General features: G+C 67.6%; 19 protein-coding genes. 12 read left to right on the forward strand and 7 right to left on the reverse strand.

All coding sequences use genetic code 11. From position 1 onward, the window contains the following. Positions 1-90: 90 nt before the first annotated feature. Both BLR03_RS11550 and BLR03_RS11555 read right to left on the reverse strand, forming a co-directional pair. Complete coding sequence (locus tag BLR03_RS11550) at positions 91-555, reverse strand: hypothetical protein (RefSeq protein WP_091252695.1); 465 nt, start codon at positions 553-555, stop codon at positions 91-93. Positions 556-784: 229 nt separating this feature from the next. Further along, positions 785-1,600, reverse strand: a complete 816-nt coding sequence (locus BLR03_RS11555) for a methyltransferase domain-containing protein (RefSeq protein ID WP_091252697.1) — start codon at positions 1,598-1,600, stop codon at positions 785-787. 219 nt (positions 1,601-1,819) lie between these two features. On the opposite strand from BLR03_RS11555, the gene BLR03_RS11560 reads away from it, so the two are divergent. Then, the gene (locus tag BLR03_RS11560; RefSeq protein WP_254788418.1) at positions 1,820-3,196 is read left to right on the forward strand and encodes an APC family permease; all 1,377 of its coding nucleotides are present in this window, start codon (positions 1,820-1,822) and stop codon (positions 3,194-3,196) included. 45 nt (positions 3,197-3,241) lie between these two features. On the opposite strand, the gene BLR03_RS11565 is transcribed toward BLR03_RS11560, so the two are convergent. Further along, positions 3,242-3,772, reverse strand: coding sequence for a MarR family winged helix-turn-helix transcriptional regulator (locus BLR03_RS11565; RefSeq protein WP_091252699.1), 531 nt, complete (start codon positions 3,770-3,772; stop codon positions 3,242-3,244). A 256-nt stretch (positions 3,773-4,028) separates the two neighbouring features. Between BLR03_RS11565 and BLR03_RS11570 the strand changes: the two genes are divergently transcribed. Next, positions 4,029-6,239 carry an MMPL family transporter gene (locus tag BLR03_RS11570; RefSeq protein WP_091252701.1) on the forward strand — a complete coding sequence of 737 codons (2,211 nt, stop codon included), beginning with the start codon at positions 4,029-4,031 and terminating at the stop codon, positions 6,237-6,239. A 25-nt stretch (positions 6,240-6,264) separates the two neighbouring features. Here BLR03_RS11570 and BLR03_RS11575 read toward each other — a convergent pair whose 3' ends face one another. Next, on the reverse strand, positions 6,265-7,227 hold the full coding sequence (locus BLR03_RS11575) for an NAD-dependent epimerase/dehydratase family protein (protein ID WP_091252703.1): 963 nt from the start codon (positions 7,225-7,227) through the stop codon (positions 6,265-6,267). A gap of 124 nt (positions 7,228-7,351) precedes the next feature. On the opposite strand from BLR03_RS11575, the gene BLR03_RS11580 reads away from it, so the two are divergent. The 8 genes from BLR03_RS11580 to BLR03_RS11615 all read left to right on the forward strand — a co-directional run bounded on the left by BLR03_RS11580 (position 7,352) and on the right by BLR03_RS11615 (position 16,067). Next, on the forward strand, positions 7,352-8,140 hold the full coding sequence (locus BLR03_RS11580; RefSeq protein WP_091252705.1) for a TetR/AcrR family transcriptional regulator: 789 nt from the start codon (positions 7,352-7,354) through the stop codon (positions 8,138-8,140). A 91-nt stretch (positions 8,141-8,231) separates the two neighbouring features. Continuing rightward, positions 8,232-8,666, forward strand: a complete 435-nt coding sequence (locus tag BLR03_RS11585; protein WP_091252706.1) for a hypothetical protein — start codon at positions 8,232-8,234, stop codon at positions 8,664-8,666. A gap of 331 nt (positions 8,667-8,997) precedes the next feature. Continuing rightward, positions 8,998-10,860 carry a molecular chaperone DnaK gene (gene dnaK / locus BLR03_RS11590; RefSeq protein WP_091252708.1) on the forward strand — a complete coding sequence of 621 codons (1,863 nt, stop codon included), beginning with the start codon at positions 8,998-9,000 and terminating at the stop codon, positions 10,858-10,860. Between the two features lie 2 nt (positions 10,861-10,862). Then, entirely contained in the window at positions 10,863-11,528 is a 666-nt protein-coding gene (locus BLR03_RS11595; RefSeq protein WP_175460507.1) for a nucleotide exchange factor GrpE, read from the forward strand. A 179-nt stretch (positions 11,529-11,707) separates the two neighbouring features. Further along, complete coding sequence (locus BLR03_RS11600) at positions 11,708-12,694, forward strand: DnaJ C-terminal domain-containing protein (protein WP_175460508.1); 987 nt, start codon at positions 11,708-11,710, stop codon at positions 12,692-12,694. A gap of 15 nt (positions 12,695-12,709) precedes the next feature. After that, on the forward strand, positions 12,710-13,132 hold the full coding sequence (locus tag BLR03_RS11605) for a heat shock protein transcriptional repressor HspR (protein WP_091252711.1): 423 nt from the start codon (positions 12,710-12,712) through the stop codon (positions 13,130-13,132). A 270-nt stretch (positions 13,133-13,402) separates the two neighbouring features. Then, a complete protein-coding gene (locus tag BLR03_RS11610) occupies positions 13,403-13,801 on the forward strand; it encodes a hypothetical protein (RefSeq protein WP_091252712.1) in 399 nt (132 codons plus the stop codon). Positions 13,802-13,892: 91 nt separating this feature from the next. After that, positions 13,893-16,067: an elongation factor G-like protein EF-G2 gene (locus BLR03_RS11615; protein ID WP_091252714.1), complete on the forward strand. Its 2,175-nt coding sequence runs from the start codon at positions 13,893-13,895 to the stop codon at positions 16,065-16,067. A gap of 8 nt (positions 16,068-16,075) precedes the next feature. Here the strand turns inward: BLR03_RS11615 and BLR03_RS11620 are convergent, their stop codons facing one another. Continuing rightward, positions 16,076-17,485: an aldehyde dehydrogenase family protein gene (locus tag BLR03_RS11620; protein WP_091252715.1), complete on the reverse strand. Its 1,410-nt coding sequence runs from the start codon at positions 17,483-17,485 to the stop codon at positions 16,076-16,078. 338 nt (positions 17,486-17,823) lie between these two features. Between BLR03_RS11620 and BLR03_RS11625 the strand changes: the two genes are divergently transcribed. Further along, entirely contained in the window at positions 17,824-19,293 is a 1,470-nt protein-coding gene (locus BLR03_RS11625; RefSeq protein ID WP_091252717.1) for an APC family permease, read from the forward strand. Between the two features lie 84 nt (positions 19,294-19,377). On the opposite strand, the gene BLR03_RS11630 is transcribed toward BLR03_RS11625, so the two are convergent. After that, entirely contained in the window at positions 19,378-20,349 is a 972-nt protein-coding gene (locus BLR03_RS11630; RefSeq protein WP_091252719.1) for an AraC-like ligand-binding domain-containing protein, read from the reverse strand. Between the two features lie 125 nt (positions 20,350-20,474). Beyond that, positions 20,475-21,065, reverse strand: coding sequence for a TetR/AcrR family transcriptional regulator (locus BLR03_RS11635; RefSeq protein ID WP_091252720.1), 591 nt, complete (start codon positions 21,063-21,065; stop codon positions 20,475-20,477). Positions 21,066-21,186: 121 nt separating this feature from the next. On the opposite strand from BLR03_RS11635, the gene BLR03_RS11640 reads away from it, so the two are divergent. Next, positions 21,187-23,130 (forward strand): primary-amine oxidase, encoded by a 1,944-nt coding sequence (locus BLR03_RS11640; RefSeq protein ID WP_254788420.1) that lies wholly within the window; start codon positions 21,187-21,189, stop codon positions 23,128-23,130. Positions 23,131-23,138 lie beyond the last annotated feature (8 nt).

Below are 23,138 nucleotides of genomic sequence, written 5' to 3' on the forward strand. Positions count from 1 at the left end.
GACCGTCCCGTCAGAAGCGCCAGCCCAAGGCCCGCCAGGGGTTAGCCGTTGGAAGTGGCGCCGCCCGTGGCGGCATCGTCCGCATCCCCGTCATTTGGGCCGCCATGGCCCCCCGGCGCCGGGGCCGCCCTGGCCTTGGTCCTGGGTCTCGGTCACGGTGAAGTTCGAATCCAGCAGGACGGTGGCGCGGGTGCCGTCCGCCTTCGCGATGTGGGCTTCGTAGGTGGCGCCGTCGGCGTCGGTCTCTATCCGTTCGATCGTCGCATCCGGCTGGGCAGCTTTCACCGCGGCCTCGACCTTCGTGGCGGTGTCGCCGGTGAGGACCTCCTCCGTCTTGCCGTTGGCCTGGTGCGGGCCGCCTTGGCCTCCCGTGCCGCCGGGCATGCCGTAGCCGCCACCGTAGCCGCTGTTGCCGTCAGGGGCAGTGGTGCTCGAGGAGGAGGACGTGCCGGTGCCATCGTCGGCCATTGCCGGGATGGCCGCCGCGCCGATGGCGCCGCCGCCGATCACCCCGGCGAGCATGATGCCGGCCGTCGTCTTGTTGATCTGTGCCATGGTGAAACTCCTTTGCTGGGACCCGGACATCCGGGCCGGCCGGGGGTCCGGCCTGTCCCCAGCCTCTGCGTGGCAGGTATGGCGGCACTTTGGCGGCGCTGTGCCCGTGCTGTGAGTGCAGGTCGCGGATCGAACGTGCCCGGAAGGCGCGTCAGAGCCACCCTGCTGCCGCGTCAGATTCGGCGTGGGAGCGGCTTGGGTGCACCGGCCACCCCGGGGGACCCGCGCCTCAGGCCCGGGCGATGACCTCGCCGTTGGGAATCAGGAACCAGCCGTCCTCGGTGGAGCCCCACCGGTGCCACCCGGCGGAAATCCGGGCCAGGTCAGCCTCGCTGGCAAAGCCGTACTCGAGCGCCTGGTCGGCAAAGGACGAATGCAGCACCCGCTCGCCCCACACGCGTGCCTGCCACCGCCGCTGCTGCCCGGTGGCGTAGAGCCAGTTGCTGCTCGACGGCGCCACGTCGGTGAACCCGGCGGCCTGCGCCCACGACACGAGTCGGCGCCCGGCGTCGGGCTCGGCGCCGTTACGGCGGGCGATCCGCTGGTACAAGTCCATCCAGTCGTCGAGTTCGGGGATCGCCGGGTACCAGCTCATGCCGTGGAAATCGGCGTCGCGCACCGCCACAATACCGCCGGCTTTGGCCACCCGGCGCATCTCGCGGAGGGCCGCGACGGGGTCCGTGAGGTGCTGCAGGACCTGATGGGCGTGGACGACGTCGAACGACTCGTCCGGGAAACCGAGGTCGTAGACGTTGCCGGTGGCGAAGTCGACGTTGTCCACACCGCGCTCGGCGGCGAGGGCCGCTGCCTGGCCGATGATGTCGGGGGAACGGTCCAGGCCCGCGACCCTGCCCGGTGCCACCATCTCCGCGAAGTCGCAGGTGATGCTGCCCGGCCCGCAGCCGACGTCCAGGACGGAGACCCCGGGCGTGAGATGCGGGATCACGAACGCGGCCGAGTTCTCCGCCGTGCGGGAGGCGTGGGCGCGGACCACCGACTCGTGGTGGCCGTGCGTGTACACATCGTCAGGCTGCTGCGCACTCATAATGGAACGCTACCCTCCCGAGATCGGAAATGGGTGGACCCACCCAACTAGGTCGCAGCAGGGGCCGTTATGAGCCCTCAAAACGGCCCCTGCTGCGAGCTAGTTGGGGGAGCGTAGGGCGCTCAAGTCAGCCGGTGCGCGCGACGGCAGGCAGTTTTTTGCGGATGGCCGTCAGTTTTGCCGCTTCCGGCGCCCGGGGTTCTGCGGATGAATTGAGGAGTGGAAATCAGCAGCAGCAATAAGGGACTGGGACTGTTCCGGGCCACCGGGATTTACGTCGGGGCGATCCTCGGTTCGGGTGTCCTGGTGCTCCCGGCTATGGCAGCCGACGTGGCCGGCCCGGCATCACTCCTGGCGTGGGCCCTTCTGCTGGTGTTCTGCACCCCGGTCGCCTTCAGCTTCGCCGAAATGAGCCGCCAGCAGCCCGACGCCGGAGGGATCGCTCATTTCGTCAAGCGCGCCTTCGGGCACCGCGCCTCCGTGGTGGCCGGATACCTCTTTTACTTTTCGATCCCCTTCGGCGCTCCGGCGACGGCCGTGATCGGCGGCAGCTACATCGCCCATGCCTTGGGCGGCGGACGCGAGACCACGGTGCTCGCCGCAGCGGTGATCCTGCTCGCCGCCTTCGCAAGCAACGCCGTCGGCCTCAGGGTTTCCAGCCGCATCCAACTGGTGCTCATGGTGCTGCTCGTTGCCTTGCTTGCGCTCGCCGTCGCGCTTGCAGCCCCGCACGCGAAAGCGGAGAATTTCCAGCCGTTCGCCCCGCACGGCTACTGGGCGGTCGGCGGTGCCGCGAGCCTGCTCTTCTTCTGTTTCGCCGGCTGGGAAGCCGTTTCCCACCTCGCCGGAGAATTCCGGAACCCCGAGCGCGACCTCCGGAGGGCCACCTGGCTCACCCTGATTGTGGTGGGCACGGTCTACATCGGCGTCGTCGCCGCCTCGGTGGCCGTGCTCGGCCCGCAGCTGCCCGGCACGGCGGTGCCCATTGCTGAGCTGCTCGAGAAGGGGCTGGGCTCACTTGCGGCGCCGCTTACCGCCGTCGCCGCCGCGGTATTGACGTTCGGCCCCATCAACACCTTCGTGGCCGGCGCCAGCCGGCTCGGGGCCACGCTGGCGTCCGACGGCGTGCTGCCGCAGGCCCTCGCCCGCGGCGCCGGCCGGGGACAAGTGCCTTCCGGAAGCCTGGCCGCGCTGGCCGTCCTGACGCTGCTGTCCTTCGTCGCGGCGGTTGCCGGGCTCACTGACATGCAGTTCCAGATCGGGGCCGCCTCTGCCTGCTTCACGGCCGTCACCGCGTTTGGGCTGGCCGCCGGCATCCGGCTGCTGCAGCCGCGGACGGCCGCCTGGTACGGCGTGATTGTGGCGGCCGCCGTCATGGTGGCGGTCCTGTGCTTTAGCGGCTGGGCGCTCGTGGTCCCGCTGGTGCTGGCGGCCGCCGCCATCGGCGTCGGCGTTCGCGTCGGCGTTCGCGTCGGCGTTCGCGTCGGCGCAAGCCGAAAGCAGGGGACGACGCAGGTGACGTCGGTGACGGCTGCTGCACCGGAAGCGGTGGCCGCGGTGACGGCTGCCCGACCGCGGACTGCCGCGCAGCCATAACCGCACCGCGGATTGGCCGGGGCGGCGGATTGGCCGGGACCGCGATCAGTCCGCGCGGGCGTCCGGCGCAGCGCCACGCGCCGCTTCTTCGCCGGCCCGGACGGTGGCGTCGATCATCGAGTTCATGAACCGGGTGACGATCTCCAGTTCTTCCGGCGTGAAGTTTTCGATCGCCGCGCCCATGTGGCGGGCCAGCGGAAGGAACATGGCGCCGCCGTCCCGGTATGCCTTGGGCGTCATACGCAGTTGCACCTGCCGGCGGTCCGGGCCCTCCCGCTCGCGGACCACATGGCCGGAACTGTAGAGCCGGTCGATCAGTGCTGTGGTGGCGGGAGAGCTGAGGTTCAGCTCTTTCCTGAGCACGCCCGGAGTGACGATCTGGTCCCGTGCCGTGTGCTGCATCATGACGGCCAGGGCATTCAGGTCCGTGCGGTGCATGTCGTTGCGGCCGCCGGCGGAGTCCACGTAGCGGTTGGCTTCGAGGTTGAATTCCTGCAGGAGCCGGACGAGCGGAGGCGGACCGGCCGCGTCGGGGGACGCTGTGTCTTCGGATGGGCCCCGGAATTCGGCTGACACTGCGGACCTCCTTTGTCCCTAGATATGGCGTCCCTGAATGCGGCCGCGGCGGTCTGACCGCGGCCGGTCGGCGCCCTCGGGAGTTTACTGCAGTGTCTGCTGCAGCGCTTACCGCAGTACCTACCGCTGGCAGGCCGGCGCCGGCTGTCCTTCCATTCTCCTCCGGCACACGCGATTCGGGGTTATCTCCATGATAGAGATAGTCTACTATGGAGTTGATTCCTCGTCCCCTCCGAATCGCACCCTAGAAGGACACATGAAAACGACTTCGCCCCCGACGACGCGCGTACCGTTCTGGCTGCGTTGGCTGATTCCCGCAGTGCTGGTCGTGGCCTGGCTGGCGATCGCCGGTATAGGCGGCCCGACGTTTGGCCGTCTGAGTGAGGTTTCATCCAACGACCAGGCTTCCTTCCTGCCCGCCGGGGCCGAGGCCACCGAGGCCCAGGACTGGCAGGCCAAGTTCCGGGACTCCAAGGAATTCCCCGCCGTGATCGTGGTCGAGAGCGATACCGCCTTCACCCCGGCCGAGCTCGGCGAAGCCGCCGCCCTCAAGAGCAGGCTGGAGGCGCTGCAGGTCGGCAGTACGGTGATCGGCCCCATCCCCTCCGCGGATGCCAAAGCGGTTCAGTTCGTGGTGCCCATCGCTTCCTCGGCAGAAGTGAAGACGGTGGTCAAGGAACTGCGCAATGAGGTTCAAGCATCCGCACCGGCGGGAATGCAGACCTTCGTCACCGGGCCGGCCGGCCTTGCGGCGGACCTGGCGAGTGCCTTTGCCGGGATTGACGGCATTCTGCTGCTCGTGGCCCTCGGCGCCGTGTTCCTGATCCTGCTGATCGTCTACCGCTCCCTGCTGCTGCCGATCATGGTGCTGCTCACCTCGGTCTTCGCGTTGTGCGCCGCGATCCTGCTGGTGTTCAGCATGGCCAAAGCCGGCTGGATCCAGCTGAACGGCCAAAGCCAGGGCATCCTGTCCATCCTGGTGATCGGCGCGGCCACCGATTACGCCTTGCTGTACGTGGCACGGTTCCGCGAAGCACTGACGCACACCACCAACCGCACGGCTGCCGCAATCACGGCCTGGAAGGCCGCCTGGGAGCCGATCCTGGCCTCCGGCGCCACGGTGATCATTGCGCTGCTTTGCCTGTTGTTCTCCGACCTCAACTCCAACAAGGCGCTCGGGCCGGTAGCCGCCGCGGGCATCCTCTGCGCGCTCTTCGCGGCCTTGACCCTGCTGCCCGCCCTGATGGCGCTTTTTGGCCGCGCCGCGTTCTGGCCGTTCCGGCCGAAGCTGCTTCCGGAAACCGAGCGGGAGCCGGAACTGGTCACGGGACTGGAGGGCCAGAAGGGACTCTGGCGGGCCACAGGGTCGCTCGTTTCGCGCCGGCCGCGCACGGTCTGGGTGGCCTCGGTCCTTCTGCTGCTCGTGGCGGGGACCGGCCTTCTGCAGCTCAAAGCCAACGGCGTCGCCCAGACCGATGTCATCCTCACCGCCTCCAACGCCGTCGACGGGCAGCAAGCCCTGGGCCGGCACTTCGACGCTGGATCCGGCAGCCCGGCGGTAATCGTGGCCGACGAGGCAAGGGCGCAGGACGTTCTGGCGAAAGCCAAAGCCAGCGACGGCGTCGGCGACGCCTACCTGCTGGCCGAGGGGGGCGCCCCGGTTATCACCGGAGCCCCGGGCGCACCGGCCGCCCCGGCAGTCAGGGATGGCAGGGTTCTGATCAACGCGACGCTGAACTACGCTGCGGACTCAAATGAGGCGGAAAACGTCGTGGTGTCGCTCCGCCAGGAACTGAAGACGATTGACAGCGGCGTGCTGGTCGGCGGCGTGACTGCCACCGCCCTGGATACCAACACCACCGCACAGCGCGACCTCGTCACCATCATCCCGGTGGTCCTGGGCGTCATCCTGGTCATCCTCATGCTGCTGCTGCGTTCGGTGCTGGCGCCGGTCCTGCTGGTCGCCTCCGTGGTCCTGTCCTACGGCGCGGCGATGGGCGTTTCGGCCTTCGTCTTCAACAACATCTTCGGCTTCCCGGGAGCGGACGCAACAGTGCCCCTCTTCGGCTTCGTCTTCCTCGTGGCGCTGGGCGTCGACTACAACATCTTCCTCATGAGCCGGGTCCGGGAGGAGTCGATCAAGCACGGCACCCGGGCCGGCATCCTGCGCGGCCTCGCTGTGACGGGCGGGGTCATCACCTCGGCGGGCGTGATCCTCGCGGCCACCTTCGCGGCCCTGGGGGTCATCCCGATCATGTTCCTGGTGCAGCTGGCCTTTATCGTCGCGTTCGGCGTTTTGCTGGACACGGTGCTGGTCCGCTCGCTGCTGGTGCCCGCGCTGGCCTACGATATCGGCCCGCGGATCTGGTGGCCGGGCAAGCTCGGCCGGCCGGAGAGCGACGCCGCGGCCCGCGCCGACGTTCCGTTCCCCCGGACTGCGGATAACGAAGAAGCCGGAGTCCGCTAGCCGGACCCTAAAACCGCAGCCGCCGTCACTGTCCCTGGTCCCCCCACCAGGCGACGGTGGCGGCGGCTGCTTCGCGCAGCGGCGTGGGCGCCAGCCCCAGAGCGGCCTGGCTCGCAGCGGAATCCATCACGAACGGGCGCTGGAACTGGTACAGCGTCTCCGCCAGTTCCCGCATATCGGGCGAAAACACTCCCATCGCCTTTAGCGCCCAGCCGGGCAACGCCGTGACGCGCGGGGACCGGGTGCCGGCCGCGTTGGCGAATGCCCCGGCGATCTCGCGCTGGGTCAGCGCCGATCCGGTAGGCGCATGCCACACCCGATTCCACACCTGCGGCTTGTCGGCCGCCGCAATCATGGCGGCCGCGAGATCAGGAACGTAGGTAAAGGAATGCGGCTGATCCGCCCGTCCGATCACCATCAGGGATTTGCCCGCCAGCACCGGCTTCACCATGCGCTCGCCGGCGTGCGCGGTGCGTACCCTAGGCCCGAAGAAATCGCCGGCCACTACGCTCACGGTGTCCGTTGCGGACTCTGCCCGGGCCTTCAGAAGCGCCGTCCGGACACCCCGCTTGCCGCCCTGGGCCTCACGGGGGTCCTCCTCGGTCATGGGCCGTTCCGGCGCGCTGTAGGAGTACAGGCTTTCCGGGAAGACGACGACGGCGCCCGCCTCGCCCGCCGCGGTGAGCACGCTTTGCTCCGCCTGCGGCAGTTCCCTGGCCCAGGCCTCGGCGCTATACCGCGAGCCGTGAATGCAATGGAAAACGGCCGAGGCACCGCGGAAGGCCTCGCCGAGCCTGGCCGGGTCCGAAACATCAACGGACATTCTCTCAACCAGCGGGTGGGCGGGCCCGCTTCCGGACCTCGTCAGGACGCGCACGCGGTGACCCGCCGCTGCCAGTTGTTCCGTAACCGTCCAGCCCACGGGGCCCGCACCGGTGACGACGAAGAGACGAGATGGGGTACGCCCCGGGGCGCCGGATTGGGACATTCTGATCTCCTTAGAATTATGAGAGCGGTGCTCTCTGAATTCAGGATGCGCCGCCAAGCGAACGTAAGTCAAGAGCAGTGCTCACATTTGTTGACAGTGCTCTTGTTTGTGACATGCTGGATGCATGCCCGAGGACAGTGCCAATGCCACCGTTGAAGCCGCCAATGGGAACGCCGGGGCCGCCACCGCGGCTTCCCGGCCCAGGACCCCGAGGGAGCGGGCGCGCGCCCGGACTGTGGCCGACATCCTCCGCCTGGGCAGGGAGCACCTGGCGCTGCATGGTGCGGCCTCCCTGTCCCTCCGCGCTGTCGCGCGGGATCTGGGCGTCGTCTCCTCGGCGGTCTACCGCTACGTGGAGAACCGGGAAGAGCTGCTGACCCTCCTGCTGATTGACGCCTATAACGAACTCGGCGATGAAGTGGATGCCGCCGTCGGGGCCGTGCCGGAAGGTGACTTCGGCGGCCGCTTTGCGGCGCTGGGCCGTGCGGTCCGGGGCTGGGCACTGCGCGAACCGTCCCGCTATGCCCTTCTCTTCGGCAGCCCGGTGCCCGGGTACCGGGCGCCCGCCGAGCGGACCACCGGCCCCGGAACGCGGGTGATTTTTGCCCTTATGGCAATTCTCGACGGCGCCTTCCGGGCCGGTCAGCTCTCGGTTCAGGGCCGGCGGAGCCCTGCCGTCGCCGCCGGACTTGGCGGGGATCTGGCGAAAATCCGCGCCGAGTTCGGCCTGGCCGTCCCTGATGACCTCTTGGCCCGTGGTGCCCTCGCCTGGACCTCGCTCTTCGGCGCCGTCAGCTTCGAAGTCTTCGGCCAGTACGGCGAGGAAACGTTCACCGCCCGGGAGGAGCTCTTCGACCATCACCTCGCGGTGCTCGCCGACGTCGCCGGGCTGCCGGCGGCCGCCGCCCCGTGAAACGGGTTCCCCTGTTGCCCCGCGGTGGTGCTCGGTAGACTGCCCCTGCGCCCGCACGGGCACACCCGATGCTTTCAGGAAGGATCCATCCATGTCTGAAGAGAACATGTCCGAAGAGAACATTTCTGAAAAGAACACGCCTGAAGAGAACATGCCGGAAAAGAACGTGTCGGACGAGACCATATCCGAAGAAGCAGAGGCCGAGGGGCAGTATGTCGAGGGTGACTACGGCACCGCGGGTACGGCGGGTGAAGTCCCGCCCACGGCCGTCGAGGGGGAGTATTCGGCGGGGGACTACGGCGACGCCGGAGTGGCCGGTGCGGCCGCTGTCGGTGAGGTGGAGGGCGACTACGCCGCGGGCGACTACGGCGACGCCGGAGTCTCGGCGCCCGAGGTCTCCGGTGAGGGGTCCGTCGCCGAGGAAGCAGAGTACCCGGAGGGCGACTACGGAACTGCCGGAACGGCTGGCGCCGAGCGTGCAGGCCGGCAGGCAGCGGGCGAATCGTCGGAGGGCGTCGAGCGATAAGTCGCGGAGGCAGTGGTCCGTCCCCCGCGGGGTCGTCCGCCGCGGGGGTCCGCACGCTGAAGGTTCGCGCAGGGCGAAACGCGGCCCGGGGCGCGCCGGAAGGCCTGAAATCCCGGGAATTCGGGCGGCAAAGAGAGGCTGCCGACTGCGGCTGGAGCAGAGTTGAGTCGATTGCGCTCAACTTTGGATTGACTTAAATCCGGGTCTGGGTAAAGTTGAGTGTAGATCGCTCAATAACGGTCGGGCCCTTTGTTGTTAGAACCCATTGCGGTTAGAACCACTGTGGTCCGCGGATTGCTCAAAGATTCCAAGGAAAGTAAGGAAACAACCCATGTCACGTGCAGTAGGTATTGACCTCGGAACCACTAACTCCGTCGTCTCCGTTCTCGAAGGTGGCGAGCCCACCGTCATTGCCAACGCCGAGGGTGGCCGCACCACGCCGTCGGTCGTTGCGTTCTCCAAGTCCGGCGAGGTTCTGGTCGGCGAGATCGCCAAGCGCCAGGCCGTCAACAACATTGACCGCACCATCGCGTCCGTCAAGCGCCACATGGGCACCGACTGGACTGTCGCCATTGACGACAAGAAGTACACGGCGCAGGAAATCTCCGCCCGTATCCTCATGAAGCTGAAGAACGACGCCGAGTCCTACCTCGGGGAAAAGGTCACCGACGCCGTCGTCACCGTCCCGGCCTACTTCAACGACGCCCAGCGCCAGGCCACCAAGGAAGCCGGTGAAATCGCCGGCCTGAACGTCCTGCGCATCGTCAACGAGCCCACCGCGGCCGCCCTGGCCTACGGCCTGGACAAGGGCAAGGAAGACGAGCTCATCCTGGTCTTCGACCTCGGCGGCGGCACCTTCGACGTCTCCCTCCTGGAGGTCGGCAAGGACGAAGACAACTTCTCCACCATCCAGGTCCGCGCCACCGCCGGTGACAACCACCTCGGCGGCGACGACTGGGACCAGCGCGTCGTGGACTACCTGCTGAACCAGCTCAAGGTCAAGGGCATCGACCTCACCAAGGACAAGATTGCCCTGCAGCGACTCCGCGAGGCAGCCGAGCAGGCCAAGAAGGAACTCTCCTCCTCCTCCAGCACCAACGTCTCCCTCCAGTACCTGTCCGTCACCCCCGACGGCCCGGTCCACCTGGACGAGCAGCTGACCCGCGCCAAGTTCCAGGACCTCACCAAGGACCTGCTGGACCGCACCAAGAAGCCGTTCCAGGACGTGATCAAGGAAGCCGGCATCAAGCTTTCCGAGATCGACCACATCGTGCTCGTCGGCGGTTCCACCCGCATGCCGGCCGTGTACGACCTCGTCAAGGAACTGGCCGGCGGCAAGGAACCCAACAAGGGCGTCAACCCGGATGAGGTCGTCGCCGTCGGCGCCGCCCTGCAGGCCGGTGTCCTCAAGGGTGAGCGCAAGGACGTGCTCCTGATCGACGTCACCCCGTTGTCCCTGGGCATCGAAACCAAGGGCGGCATCATGACGCACCTGATCGAGCGCAACACGGCCATCCCCACCAAGCGGAGCGAGACCTTCACCACCGCGGATGACAACCAGCCGTCCGTGGCCATCCAGGTCTTCCAGGGCGAGCGTGAGTTCACCCGCGACAACAAGCCGCTGGGCACGTTCGAACTGACCGGCATCGCTCCGGCCCCCCGCGGCGTCCCGCAGGTCGAGGTCACCTTCGACATCGACGCCAACGGCATCGTGCACGTTTCGGCGAAGGACAAGGGCACCGGCAAGGAACAGTCCATGACCATCACCGGCGGCACCGCGCTGTCCAAGGAAGACATCGACCGAATGGTCCGTGACGCCGAGGAGCACGCAGCCGAGGACAAGGCTCGCCGCGAGGCAACCGACACCCGCAACACGGCCGAACAGCTCGCCTACTCCGTGGACAAGCTGATCGCGGACAACGCCGACAAGCTGCCGGAAGAGGTCAAGACCGAGGTCAAGGCCGACGTCGACGCCCTCAAGGCAGCCCTTGAAGGCACCGACGACGCCGCCGTGAAGACCGCGTTTGAGAAGCTGCAGGCTTCCCAGAGCAAGCTCGGCGAGGCCATCTACGCGCACGCAGGATCCCCTGACGGCGCCGCCGGCGCCCACGGCGCCCCCGCAGGCGAGCAGGCAGCGGGCTCCGACGAGGACATCGTCGACGCCGAAATCGTTGACGAAGACGAGAAGAAGTAATCATGCCGCACCACGGTAACGAAGAAGAGCACGGTTCTTCCGAGAGCCGGCGTGACGCTGAACAGCGGGAAGACGAGCCGCAGAAACCGGTGATCCACGACAACCGCAAGGTTGATCCGAAGACCGGCCAGGCCCGCCACCCTGACCAGGAACACCATGCGGACTCCGGGGATGCACTGTCCCAGGCGGAGGACATCCTCAACAGCGTTGAGGTGCCCGCCGCCGACTCGGTGGCCCAGAGTGCAGCCGGCGCCGCCGAGGCGGAGGAGCTCAGGAATGACCTTCGCCGCCTGCAGGCCGAGTACGTCAACTACCGCAAGCGGGTCGAACGCGACCGGGCCGTTGCGGGCGAGATGGCCGTCATCGGCGTCCTGAACGCCCTGCTGCCGGTACTGGACGACGTCGACGCCGCCCGCCAGCACGGTGACCTTGCGGACGGACCTTTCGCCGCGATTGCCACCAAGCTGGAGGCTGCGCTGAAGACGTACGGACTGGTCCGCATCGATGAGACCGGCGTGGAGTTCGACCCCACGATCCACGAGGCCCTCATCCAGCAGCCCGGCACGGATATCGACTTCGATACCGTCAGCCAGGTCCTGCGCTCGGGCTACAAGTCCGGCGACCGCGTCCTCCGTGCCGCCCAGGTGATTGTGGCTGTTCCGGCGTAGGGTTGCCCCCACGCCTTCGCGGACGAGGGGACCCCGCCCCTACGCGTGGCAGCTTAGGTCCTGCGGACCTAAGCTGCCACGCTCCGGCAGGCCCGAAGCCACTCCCAGGCCCCCTCATCCGCTTCGGCGTTCAGCGGTAATCTCGCCTTAACGCTTTGTACTTTTGAAAGGAAACGCCATTGGCTAGCCAGGATTGGGTGGACAAGGACTTTTACAAGATCCTTGGTGTCGCCAAGGACGCTTCCGACGCCGATATCAAGAAGGCTTACCGGAAGCTTGCTCGGCAGCACCACCCGGATACCAATGCGGGCAATGCGGCATCGGAGAAGAAGTTCAAGGACATCTCCGAGGCCTATTCCGTGTTGTCCGACGCCGATGAACGCCAGCAGTACGACGCCATCCGGGCGATGGGCGGCGGCGCACGCTTTGCCCCCGGCGGAGGCGGCGGGGCTGCCGGCGGCGCAGGCTTCGAAGACCTCTTCGGCGGACTCTTCACCGGCGGCGGAGGACGCCATTCCGGCAGCTACAGCACCGCCGGCGGCATTCCGCCCGAGTTCGCCGATCTCTTTGGCGGCGGCGGTGGGTTCGGTGGCGGCGGCCAGTCGTTCCAGCGCGCTCCGCAGAAGGGCGCGGACCGCACCGCGTCCACCTCGATCTCATTTGCCGGGTCCATCCGCGGCACCACCATCGGGCTGCGTGAACCCGACGGCGAGGTCATCGACGTCCGCATTCCGGCCGGTATCAAGGACGGCCAGAAGGTCCGCGTTCGCGGCAAAGGCCAGCACGGTCCCGCCGGCTACGGCGACCTCATGGTCACAGTCTCCGTGAAGCCCCATGATTTCTACGTCCGCGACGGCGAAAACCTCCGCATCCACGTCCCCGTCTCCTTCCCGGAGGTGGCCCTCGGCGCCGATGTCGAGGTTCCGACGATCGACGGCGACAAGGTCAAGGTCAGGGTCCCCGCAGGGACGCCCTCCGGCCGCACGCTGCGCGTCAAGGGCCGCGGCGTCAAGCACGCCAGCGGCACCGGCGATCTGCTGGTGACGATCGACGTCGCTGTCCCGCGGCGGCTGAGCAAGGAAGCGGAGGAAGCCGTGAAGGCCTTCGCCGCGGCCACTGCCGACGAGGACGTCCGCGCGGGCCTGGCAGCCAAGGCCCGGCTCTAGGAACGGAGTCCAGCCATGGCCATCGACTTCGATCAGCCGATCTTCGTCATCTCCGTTGCCGCCGAGCTGGCGGACATGCACCCGCAGACGCTGCGCCAGTACGACCGGTTGGGGATCGTCTCGCCCAGCCGCGCCCCGGGCAAATCGCGGCGCTACTCGCAGCGCGATGTGAACATGCTCCGCGAGGTCCAACGGCTCTCCCAGGAAGGCGTCTCGCTCGAGGGCATCAAGCGGATCCTGCAACTGGAGAATCAGGTCGCTGCCCTGCAACGGCGCGTCACCGAGCTGAGCGAAGAACTCGAACGCCGCCCCCGTGCCCTTGACTCCCGCGTCTTCGCCGCGGGAGCCGCGGGCGACGTCGTCAGCCTGGCCCGCGGCAAGCGCCCCCAGGCGAGGTCCCAGGCGCTGGTGGTGTGGCGGCCGCGGGGGATCGAATAGGACAGTGTGCGGCGCCCGGGCAAGTAGCCGCGGCCGCGATCTGAGTACCTCGGAGTGGAAACGGGTAACGTGCCTTCCGATAGTCGGGTACCTGAAGCGCGTGACTTCAGGCCTTGAGCGCGCGTTGAATTGGGGTGTCAGAAAGTCTGGCGTGACACGCTCGCAGCTCCTTCGGAAGCCCCGGCGGAGCCAGCGCAGCAGCGTAGAGGCCGGGGGGCATCGCATGCATGAGTCAGCCGAGTTTGGACCGTCCACGTTCGCGGGCACGCGATGAGCCCGGGGCTCCAGGCGGCCGTCCTGTTTGCCGGCTCGCTGCCAGGGCACATCCTGATGTCCCTGGGGCAGACTGTCGTGGTCGTGTGCGTGTGCTTCGACTTCGTCCGCGCGGTCTCGGTTCCGCGGTCCCACCGTCGCTATGTGGCCAACACTGTCTTCCGCACCCTGGCCCTGCCGTCCATCCTGATCATGGCGTTCAGCGTGCTGCTCGATGCAGCCTCCGGCTCCTGGACCAACGTCGCAGCAGGCGTCTTTGTCATGGTCGCCGTGATCTTCCGGTGGCACCACGACACCGACGAAGACAACTGGTGGAAGGGCAAAGGAAAGGCCCTGGGCCGCTGGCTCAAGAACCGGGCGGCCTCGGGATCCCTGGTTGCTCCGGCCGCGGCGTGAAAAAGCCCTTGCTGTCCGGGCGTCCCAGGGTGTCCAATCCTTAACGGAAGGCCCTGCGGGGCACGAGTGGACGCCACGCCAGGAGGATTTCATGCCATCGAAAGCCGCCAGGACTCCGTCGAGGGGTCCGGCCCGGGGCACGTCTGACCTCCGGCGGGCCGACTCCAACGGTTCCGCGCCGCCGGAGCAGCCGGACAGGATCCGCAATGTGGCACTTGTAGGCCATTCAGGTGCTGGAAAAACGATGCTCACCGAAGCTCTGCTTGCCGCCACCGGGGCCATCACGCGCAAGGGCTCGATCGCCGACGGCACCACGGTGAGCGACTCGGATCCCGCCGCGATCGCCCAGCAACGCTCCGTGGCACTGGCCGTGGTGCCCGTGACGGTCGGGGATATCAAGGTAAACCTGCTGGACACTCCCGGCTATACGGATTTCATCGGAGAACTGCGCGCCGGGCTGAGGGCGGCGGACGCGGTGCTGTTTGTCGTATCGGCCACCGACGACGTCGACGCCGCGACCACCGCGCTCTGGAACGAGTGCCAACGGCTCGGAATGCCCCGGGCCGTGCTCATTAGCCGTCTGGACCATCCGCGTGCGGATTTCGACGCCGCCCTTGCCCGCTGCCGGCTGGCGTTTGGCGACTCTGTCGTCCCGCTCTACCTTCCGGTCGGCACCGACGGTGCCGTCACCGGCCTGCTGGGGCTGCTGACTGGCACGGTTTCCCAGTACGGTCCGGGCGAAGCGGCACCCTCAGCCCGCGCCGCGACCGAGGTCGAGCTCGCCGGGTCGGAGCCCGCGCGGGGCACGCTGATCGAAGGGATCATCGCCGAGAGCGAGGACGAGACGCTCATGGACCGGTACCTCGGGGGTGAAGAAATCGCTTCCGAAGCCCTGATAGCCGATCTGGAGACCGCCGTCGCCCGCGGGTCCTTTCACCCCTTGCTGCCGGTGTCCGCGGAATCAGGACTTGGCCTGGCGGAACTGCTGGACGTCCTGGTGCGCGCTTTTCCCACGCCGGCTGAGCGCGGGGTCCCGACAGCCACGGACCTCGACGGCGTGGCCGCGGGCCCGCTGGCCTGTGACCCCGAAGGGCCGCTGCTCGGCGAAGTGGTGCGCACGACGATCGACCCATTCCTCGGCCGGGTCTGCCTGGTACGCGTCTTCTCCGGCGTCGTGCGGGAGGACGCCGCCATCCACGTGGGCGGCCGCGGCATGGCGGACCGCGGCCACGAGGACCACGACAGCGACGAGCGCATCACGCACCTGTATTCGCCGCTCGGATCCGGTCTGCGGCCGGTAGCGTTCTGCGTTGCCGGGGATATCTGCGCGCTGACCAAACTGGGCACCGCGGAGACCGGCGACACGATTTCGGCCAAGGAGTCGCCTTTGCTGGTCGCCGCCTGGGACATGCCGGATCCGCTCATGCCTGTGGCCATCGAAGCGGCCACGCACGGCGATGAGGACGTCTTGGCCAGGAACCTGGGCAAGGTCATCGCCGGGGACCCGACGCTGCGGGTGGAACGCAACTCCGAAACCCACCAGCTGATCCTGTGGTGCATGGGCGAGGCCCATGCAGACGTCGTCCTGGGCAGGCTGCGGGACCAGGGAGTGAACTTGCAGACCGTCCCGGTGGTCACCCCGCTGCGCGAGACGTTCGCCGCGCCGGCGGCCGGCCACGGGCGGTATGTCAAACAATCCGGCGGCCACGGCCAGTACGCCGTTTGCGACATCGAGGTGGAACCACTCGAGCGCGGCGCCGGATTCGAATTTGTCGACAAAACGGTGGGCGGGGTGATTCCCGGGCCGTTCATCGCCTCCGTGGAAAAAGGCGTGCGGGCGCAGATGCAGAAAGGCGTCTCCGCCGGATTCCCCGTGGTGGATATCCGGGTGACGCTGGTTGGCGGCAAGACCCACAGCGTGGACTCTTCCGACGCGGCCTTCCAGGCGGCCGGTGCCCTGGCCCTTCGGGAAGCCGCGGCGGCCACCCGGATTCAGTTCCTGGAACCGGTCTCGGCTGTGACCATCAGCGTTTCGGAGGACCACGTGGGCACCGTGATGAGCGACTTGTCCTCCCGCCGGGCGCGGCTGACGGGAACGACATCCGCCGCGGACGACAGTACCGAGATCAGCGCCGAGGTTCCGGACCAGGAGCTGCTGAAGTACGCGGTGGAGCTGCGGGCCTTGACCGCCGGCAGCGGCCGGTTCCGGCGCAGCTACCTGCGGCACGAACCCGTGCCCGCAGCCGCCGCGCCGGCCCCCAGATAAGAGCGGCGTCAGCCGTTGATGACCTGGGGGACGCCGAGGGCTTTGAGGCCTTCGACGCCGAATTCGAGTCCGTAGCCGGATTGCTTGGCTCCGCCGAAGGGGATGCGGGGGTCCACGGCGCCGTGTTTGTTGATCCAGACGGTGCCGGCCTCGAGCCGGCCCGCGACGGTGCGGGCTGCGGCGGGGTCGGAGGACCAGACGGAGGCACCGAGTCCGACGTCGAGGGCGTTGGCGTTGGCGACGGCTTCGTCGAGGGTGCTGTAGCGGATGATCGGCAGGGCGGGGCCGAACTGTTCTTCGGTCACGAGGGGGTTGTTGTTGTCGATGTCGGCGATCAGGGTGGTGGGGTAGAAGTGGCCGGCCCGGTCCGGGTCGGGGTTGCCGCCGAGCAGGACCCGGGCGCCGGAGGCCTTGGCGGCGTCCACGAGACGGGCGACGATGTCGTATTGCTGGCGGTTCTGCAGCGGGCCGAGCACGTTGGCCTCGTCCAGGCCGATGCCCATGGGCATCGCGGCGGCGACGTTGGTGAGTTCCTCGCAGACGGCGTCGTAGATGTCGGTGTGGACGTAGAGGCGTTTGAGGGCCGCGCAGGTCTGGCCCGTGTTGATGAACGCGCCCCAGAAGAGGCCTTCGGCGATGGCTTTGGGGTCGGCGTCGGGCAGGACGATGCCGGCGTCGTTGCCGCCGAGTTCCAGGGTGAGGCGTTTGACGGTGTCTGCGGAGGATTTGATGATGGCCTTGCCGGTGGCGGTGGAGCCGGTGAACATGATCTTGCCGATGCCGGGGTGTCCGGCCAGGGCCTCGCCGACGTCGCGGCCGCCGGAGACTACGGACAACAGGCCTTCGGGAAGTTCCTCGTTGAGGATTTCGACGAGGGCCAGGACGGAGAGCGGGGTGTATTCGGAGGGTTTGACCACCACGGCGTTGCCCATCCGCAGGGCGGGGGCGAGCTGCCAGACGGTGATCATCATGGGCCAGTTCCAGGGGCCGATCGCGCCGACGACACCGATGGGCCGGTAGTGCAGTTCGGCGCGGGTTTCGCCGTCGTCCACCACGGTTTCCGGCTCCAGGGCTGTGGTGGCGGCGACGCGCAGCCAGGCGGCGCAGGCGCCGACTTCGAAGCGGGCGTTGGGGCCGTTGAGGGGCTTGCCCTGCTCGCGGGAGAGCAGGCGGGCGAGTTCCTCGGCGGAGCGTTCGACGGCGTCGGCGGCCTTCAGGAGGGCGGCGGACCGGGCGTCGTGGCCCAGGGCGGCCCAGGCTGGCTGCGCGGCCGTTGCGGCGGCGATGGCCTGCTCCAGGTCCGCAACGGTGTGGACCGGGGCCTGCCCGACCGCTTCACCGGTGGCGGGGTCCAGGATGGTCCGGGTCGCACCGGACGTCGGGGAGATCGAGGCGAGAAGGGCGTCGTAGGTTTCCATGGGTGGACTCCACATCGAGTAGTTGAGGGCTGGGGTCGTTGAAGCGCTGTGTTGTTGAAACACTGCACGCGGCGCAAGATGGTTCCAGAGCGCCCGTGCTGTCATGTCCGAGTTTCCTCCGGTGCCGGACCTGCAGTCTTGTCTTTGCGCGAACTGCAGTTGACCCGCTGCGAATGATCGCGAGGGCCCGGGATTCCATTGCGCTGGGGAACAACAACCGATCGCTGAGCGACAAGAGCGTGACGCGCGCCACCTGCCATGCTGGATTTCACGGTGCAACGCACCCCCATATTCCCAGACCGAAATTTCCCAGACTCATGACCGTTAAGAAGGATCCGATGAGTATTTCAAAATCCGAGTCCCCGACCGCAGAGGCCAGTCCCCGCACGGAGCACTCCACCGCGCTGCGCGCCGGAAGCGTCGGCGTCATGGGCATTCTCTTCTTTGTGTTGTCCGCCCAGGCGCCGTTGACCGGGATCGTCGGTGCGTCACCGCTGGCCGCGGCCCTCGGCAATGGCCCTGGCGCGCCAGGCGCGTATCTGGTGGTGGGCATCGTGATCGTGATCTTCGCCGTCGGGTTCGTCGCGATGAGCCGCAAGATCCAGGCCAACGGCGCCTTCTACGCCTATGTCACCGCCGCCTTTGGGCGAAGGATCGGGGCAGGAGCGGCGTGGCTCGCGCTCCTCGCGTACAGCACGGTGCAGGCCGCGATGTACGGGCTGTACGGCGCCGCATTCTCGGGCGTCCTCGGAACCGCCGGGATCGTGGTTCCCTGGTGGCTGCTGGCCATGATCACCATGGCGGGCGTGCAGGTGCTGGGATCCCTCAACATCGAACTCGGTGCCCGGGTCCTGGCGGTGCTCGTCGGCCTCGAGGTTGCGATCCTGCTTATGTTCGGCTTCACCGTGCTGCTGCGGGGCGGCGGACCGGAAGGGCTCAGCCTGGCTGCCTCCTTCTCTCCTGCGGCGATCGGCGCAGGCGCCCCGGGCGTGGCCATCATGTTCGCTGTCGCCTCGATGTTCGGCTTTGAATCCACGGCCATCTACTCGGCCGAGGCCAAGGACGCCCACCGCACGGTGGCCCGTGCCACATATCTTTCGGTGGGGGTCATCGCGGTCTTCTTCTCCTTCATTTCGTGGATGCTGGTCAGCTACTACGGCCCCTCGCACGTCATCGACGCCGCGGGCGCGGCCCTGGAATCCGGCGACTCCACCTCCTTCGTGCTGACACCCATGGTGGAGCTGTTCGGGCCGTGGGCCGGAACCGTCACCGGCATGCTGCTCGTGACCTCCCTGCTGGCCGGCATCATCGCCTTCCACAACGGCATCAACCGCTACCTCCATTCGCTGGCCCTGCGCGGGTCGATGCCCCGCGGAGTGGCCCGGACCAACCGGCACAAGGCCCCCTCCGTCGCCGCCCGGATCCAGACCGTGGTCGCCTTCCTGCTTGTGGCGCCGTTCGCAGTGCTGTCCCTGGACCCTGTCCTGACCCTCTTCTCCTGGTTCAGTGGGCTGGCCGTGGCGGCGCTCCTGGTCCTGTACATGCTCTGCTCCCTGGCCGTCGTCGCGTACTTCCGGCGCGAAAAGGTGCCCGGCCAGCTCTGGCAGACCGTGGTGGCGCCGGTGCTCGCCACCGTGCTGCTTGGCTGGGTCCTGTCTCTCGTGATCAGCAACTTCACCGCACTGATCGGCGGCAGTGCCGAAACGGCCGTGGGCCTGCTGCTGACCGTGCCCATTGTGTTTGCCGCCGGCGTGCTGGTGGAAGTTGCCGTGGAGCGCAGGGCCGCGCGAGCCGAGGTCTCCGCCTAGCGACCAGCCTTAGACACAGAAGGGGCGGTGCCGGACAGATCCGGCACCGCCCCTTCCGCATCCGAAACCGGGTGAAGGACAGGCTCAGGCGCCGCGCCGCCAGTCGCTGGGGGATTCGCCGAAGGCATCACGGAAGGAACGGCTGAAATGGGCGGCATCCAGGAAGCCCCAGCGCGCGGCCACGGCCCCCACCGGCATGCCGGCCAGGAGCGGATCCCGCAGTTCGCGGCGCGCCCCTTCCAGTCGCTGGGTCCGGATCCAGCTCGCCACAGTGGTCCCGGATTCATGGAAGACGTTATGCAGATGCCGGGTGGAAATGAAGTGGGCCGCCGCGATGGACGCCGGCGAGAGCATCGGATCGGCCAGGTGGGCGTCGATGTACTCGCGGACGGAGGCCGCCAGGAGGGCCTGCGGCCGCATCCGGTCCGGGGACATGTCCAGTTCCGAGTGCAGCATCGTGGAGACAAGATCGAGGGCGTTCGTGGCAAGGCGCGAGCCGCTGGGGCCGCTCAGTGCATCCAGGTTCTCCGCGAGGTGGGAGATGAACGGCCCGACGATCGCGGCGAGGCCTCCATCCGCCGCCATCCGCACGGCCGAAAGCTGAGCGATGCAGTCCGCCGGCAGGGACAGCGCATCCCAGGGGAACATCACCACCATGAGCCGGGCATCCCCCTCGAAGGCAAGGGTGTAGGGGCGGCTGGTGTCGTAGATGGAGAGGTCGCCGGGGCGCAGGAGGGCTTCGCGGTTGTCCTGGATGAGGAGTCCGGTGCCCTGCAGTTGGAGATTGAGCTTGAAGTAGCGCTGGTTGGACTGGGCAATCAGCGCCGGAGTGCGGTGGACCTCGTGGCTCGTGGAGGAGACTTCGACGACCGCCACTCGGTCCAGTCTGCGCGCCCGCATGCGGCCGCGGAAGTTGTCCGGATCCCTGCTCGAGGCGCCCAGGGGAACGAAGGACTCCGCGATGAGGTGCCTCCAGTGCTCGAAGGAGGCTGCCGTGCTGGTGTGGACGTCCTGTCCGGCGGGGCTGGACGATGGGCGGGCTGCAACTGCGGTCATCGAAGATCCTGACGCCGTCGTATTTCGGGGACTGTGTCATGGGACACAGTCTCTTCAGGGTAGCGCCGCAGCCCGTCGATGTCATCTTTTTTCGACAGTTGGCGAAAAAAGATGCTCGAGGGCGCCTAGCAGGCCAGCAGCGTCAGGAATCCCTCGAGCTGCTCGTTCAGCCCGAGTTCCACCTGGCCTTCCGGGGCGAGTGCCGCCGCGATCTGCGCGCCGAGGAGGAGATTGAGCAGCTGGCCGGCCAGGGCGGAGTCGTTGACGGCGGTGGTGACGGCCCCGGACTGCCGGGCCTCGGCCATGTACTGCCGCATGGCCGCTAGCCACTGCTCCATCGAATCGCGGTGGATCCGGGCCTTGTCGGGGTCGGTGATGGCCTTCTGCCAGAACGGGATGACAATCCGGGCCTCATTGATCCGCTCCTCATCCAGCGGCAGCACCTCGACGCAAAATGCCCGCAGGGCCGCGAGCCCGGCCTGCCCGGCGGTGACTTCCGCGATGCGCTCGTTGGTGCGGTTGAAGACGTGCCCGAACGCGAAGGTCAGCAGGTCATCCTTGGTGGGAAAGTACGGCTTGAGGGCGCCGTTCGCAAAGCCGGCCTCGAGGGCAATTTCCCGCATGGTGGCACTTTCGATACCGAGCCGGGCGATAATCCGCCATGTGGCGTCGACGAGTTCGAGCCGCCGCTGGTCGTGGTCGACAATCTTTGGCACCGGACAGCTCCCCAATTATTTTGCGTCGGACTCTTGTGGCACAGCTTACATTTCCGTATTCTCTACAAGTATAGAAAATAAAGTTCTGACCCGCCAGGGTCCCCGACCGAAGGCCGTCATGATGACCGCACAAACTGACACCCGCACTCCGTATGGCCCGTACAGTCTGGCCGCGGACGCCGAAATCACTGCAGTCCAAGGCATCCTGCGGGCGGCGGGCCTGCTGGGCGAGACCAAGCGCATCGCGTATCTGGGCCTGGTGGACCCCGCCAGGAACGCGCCGGAGGGAAGCGAGGGCCGCCGGTTCCGGGTCTTCCTCCACGACGTGTCGGGAGGGCGTCCGGCGGACGTGACGGTCTCGGTGTCCGGCGGTGCGGTGGTTTCTGTCGTGGAGCTGGACACGGCCGAGTCCGGCGAGCTCCCCGTCCTGGAGAAGGAGTTCGAGGTGGTCGAACAGCTGCTTGCCACGGACGAGCGGTGGCTCAAGGCGCTGGCCAGCCGCGGCCTGGATGTCAGCAAGGTCCGCGTCGCCCCACTGTCTGCCGGTGTGTTCGAATACCCGGAGGAAAAAGGACGCCGGATCCTCCGTGGCCTGGCCTTCGTTCAGGACTTCCCGGAAGACAGCGCCTGGGCGCACCCCGTGGACGGTCTCGTGGCGTACGTCGACGTCGTCAGCAAGGAAGTCACGCAGGTGCTGGATACCGGCGTCGTTCCGGTTCCCGCCGAACACGGCAACTACACGGATCCTGAGCTGACCGGGCCGCTGCGGACCACACAGAAGCCCATCAACATCACCCAGCCGGAGGGGCCCAGCTTCACCGTCACCGGCGGGAATCACATTGAGTGGGAAAAGTGGAGCGTCGACGTCGGCTTCGATGTCCGCGAAGGCGTGGTGCTCCACAACCTGGCGTTCCGGGACGGCGACCGGCTGCGTCCCGTCATCAACCGGGCGTCGATCGCCGAAATGGTGGTCCCGTACGGGGACCCGTCGCCAATCCGGTCCTGGCAGAACTACTTCGATACCGGCGAATACCTCGTGGGCCAGTACGCGAACTCCCTGGAGCTTGGCTGCGACTGCCTCGGCGAAATCACGTACCTCAGCCCCGTCATCAGTGACGCCTTCGGCAACCCCCGGGAGATCCGCAACGGCATCTGCATGCACGAGGAAGACTGGGGGATCCTGGCCAAGCACAGTGACCTCTGGACGGGCATCAACTACACCCGCCGCAACCGCCGCCTGGTGATCTCCTTTTTCACCACCATTGGCAACTACGACTACGGCTTCTACTGGTACCTCTACCTCGACGGCACCATTGAGTTCGAGGCCAAGGCCACGGGCGTCGTCTTCACCTCCGCCTACCCGGAGGGCGGATCGGCCAACATCTCCCAGCTCGCCCCGGGGCTGGGTGCCCCGTACCACCAGCACTTGTTCAGCGCCCGCCTGGATATGGCGATCGACGGCCTCACCAACCGGGTTGAGGAAGAAGACGTGGTCCGGCAGGCGATGGGCGAAGGCAACGAACGCGGCAACGCCTTCTCCCGGAAGCGCACCGTGATCGCCCGTGAATCCGAGGGCGTCCGCGAGGCCGACGCCCGCAGCGGCCGGACCTGGGTCATCTCCAACCCGGAATCGCGCAACCGCCTCGGCGAGCCCGTGGCCTACAAGCTCCATGCCGAAGGGCAGCCCACCCTGCTGGCGGACCCGGAGTCTTCCATCGCCCGGCGCGCCGCCTTTGCCACGAAGGACCTCTGGGTGACCCGGTTCGCCGAAGACGAGATGTACCCCACGGGCGACTTCGTGAACCAGCACGCCGGCGGAGCCGGTCTGCCGGCCTACATCGCCCAGGACCGGGATCTGGACGGACAGGACATCGTTCTCTGGCACACCTTCGGCCTGACCCACTTCCCGCGGCCCGAGGACTGGCCGATCATGCCCGTGGACACGGCCGGCTTCAAGCTGCGTCCCGAGGGCTTCTTTGACCGCAGCCCCGTCCTGGATGTGCCCGCCAACGCCCAGCAGTCCTCCGGTTGCCATGGCGACACCGGCGGCCACGGCCACAGCTAGTCCGACGC

Origin of the sequence: Arthrobacter sp. ok909 (assembly GCF_900104405.1) — a bacterium.
In the GTDB taxonomy this organism is placed as follows: Bacteria; Actinomycetota; Actinomycetes; order Actinomycetales; family Micrococcaceae; genus Arthrobacter; species Arthrobacter humicola.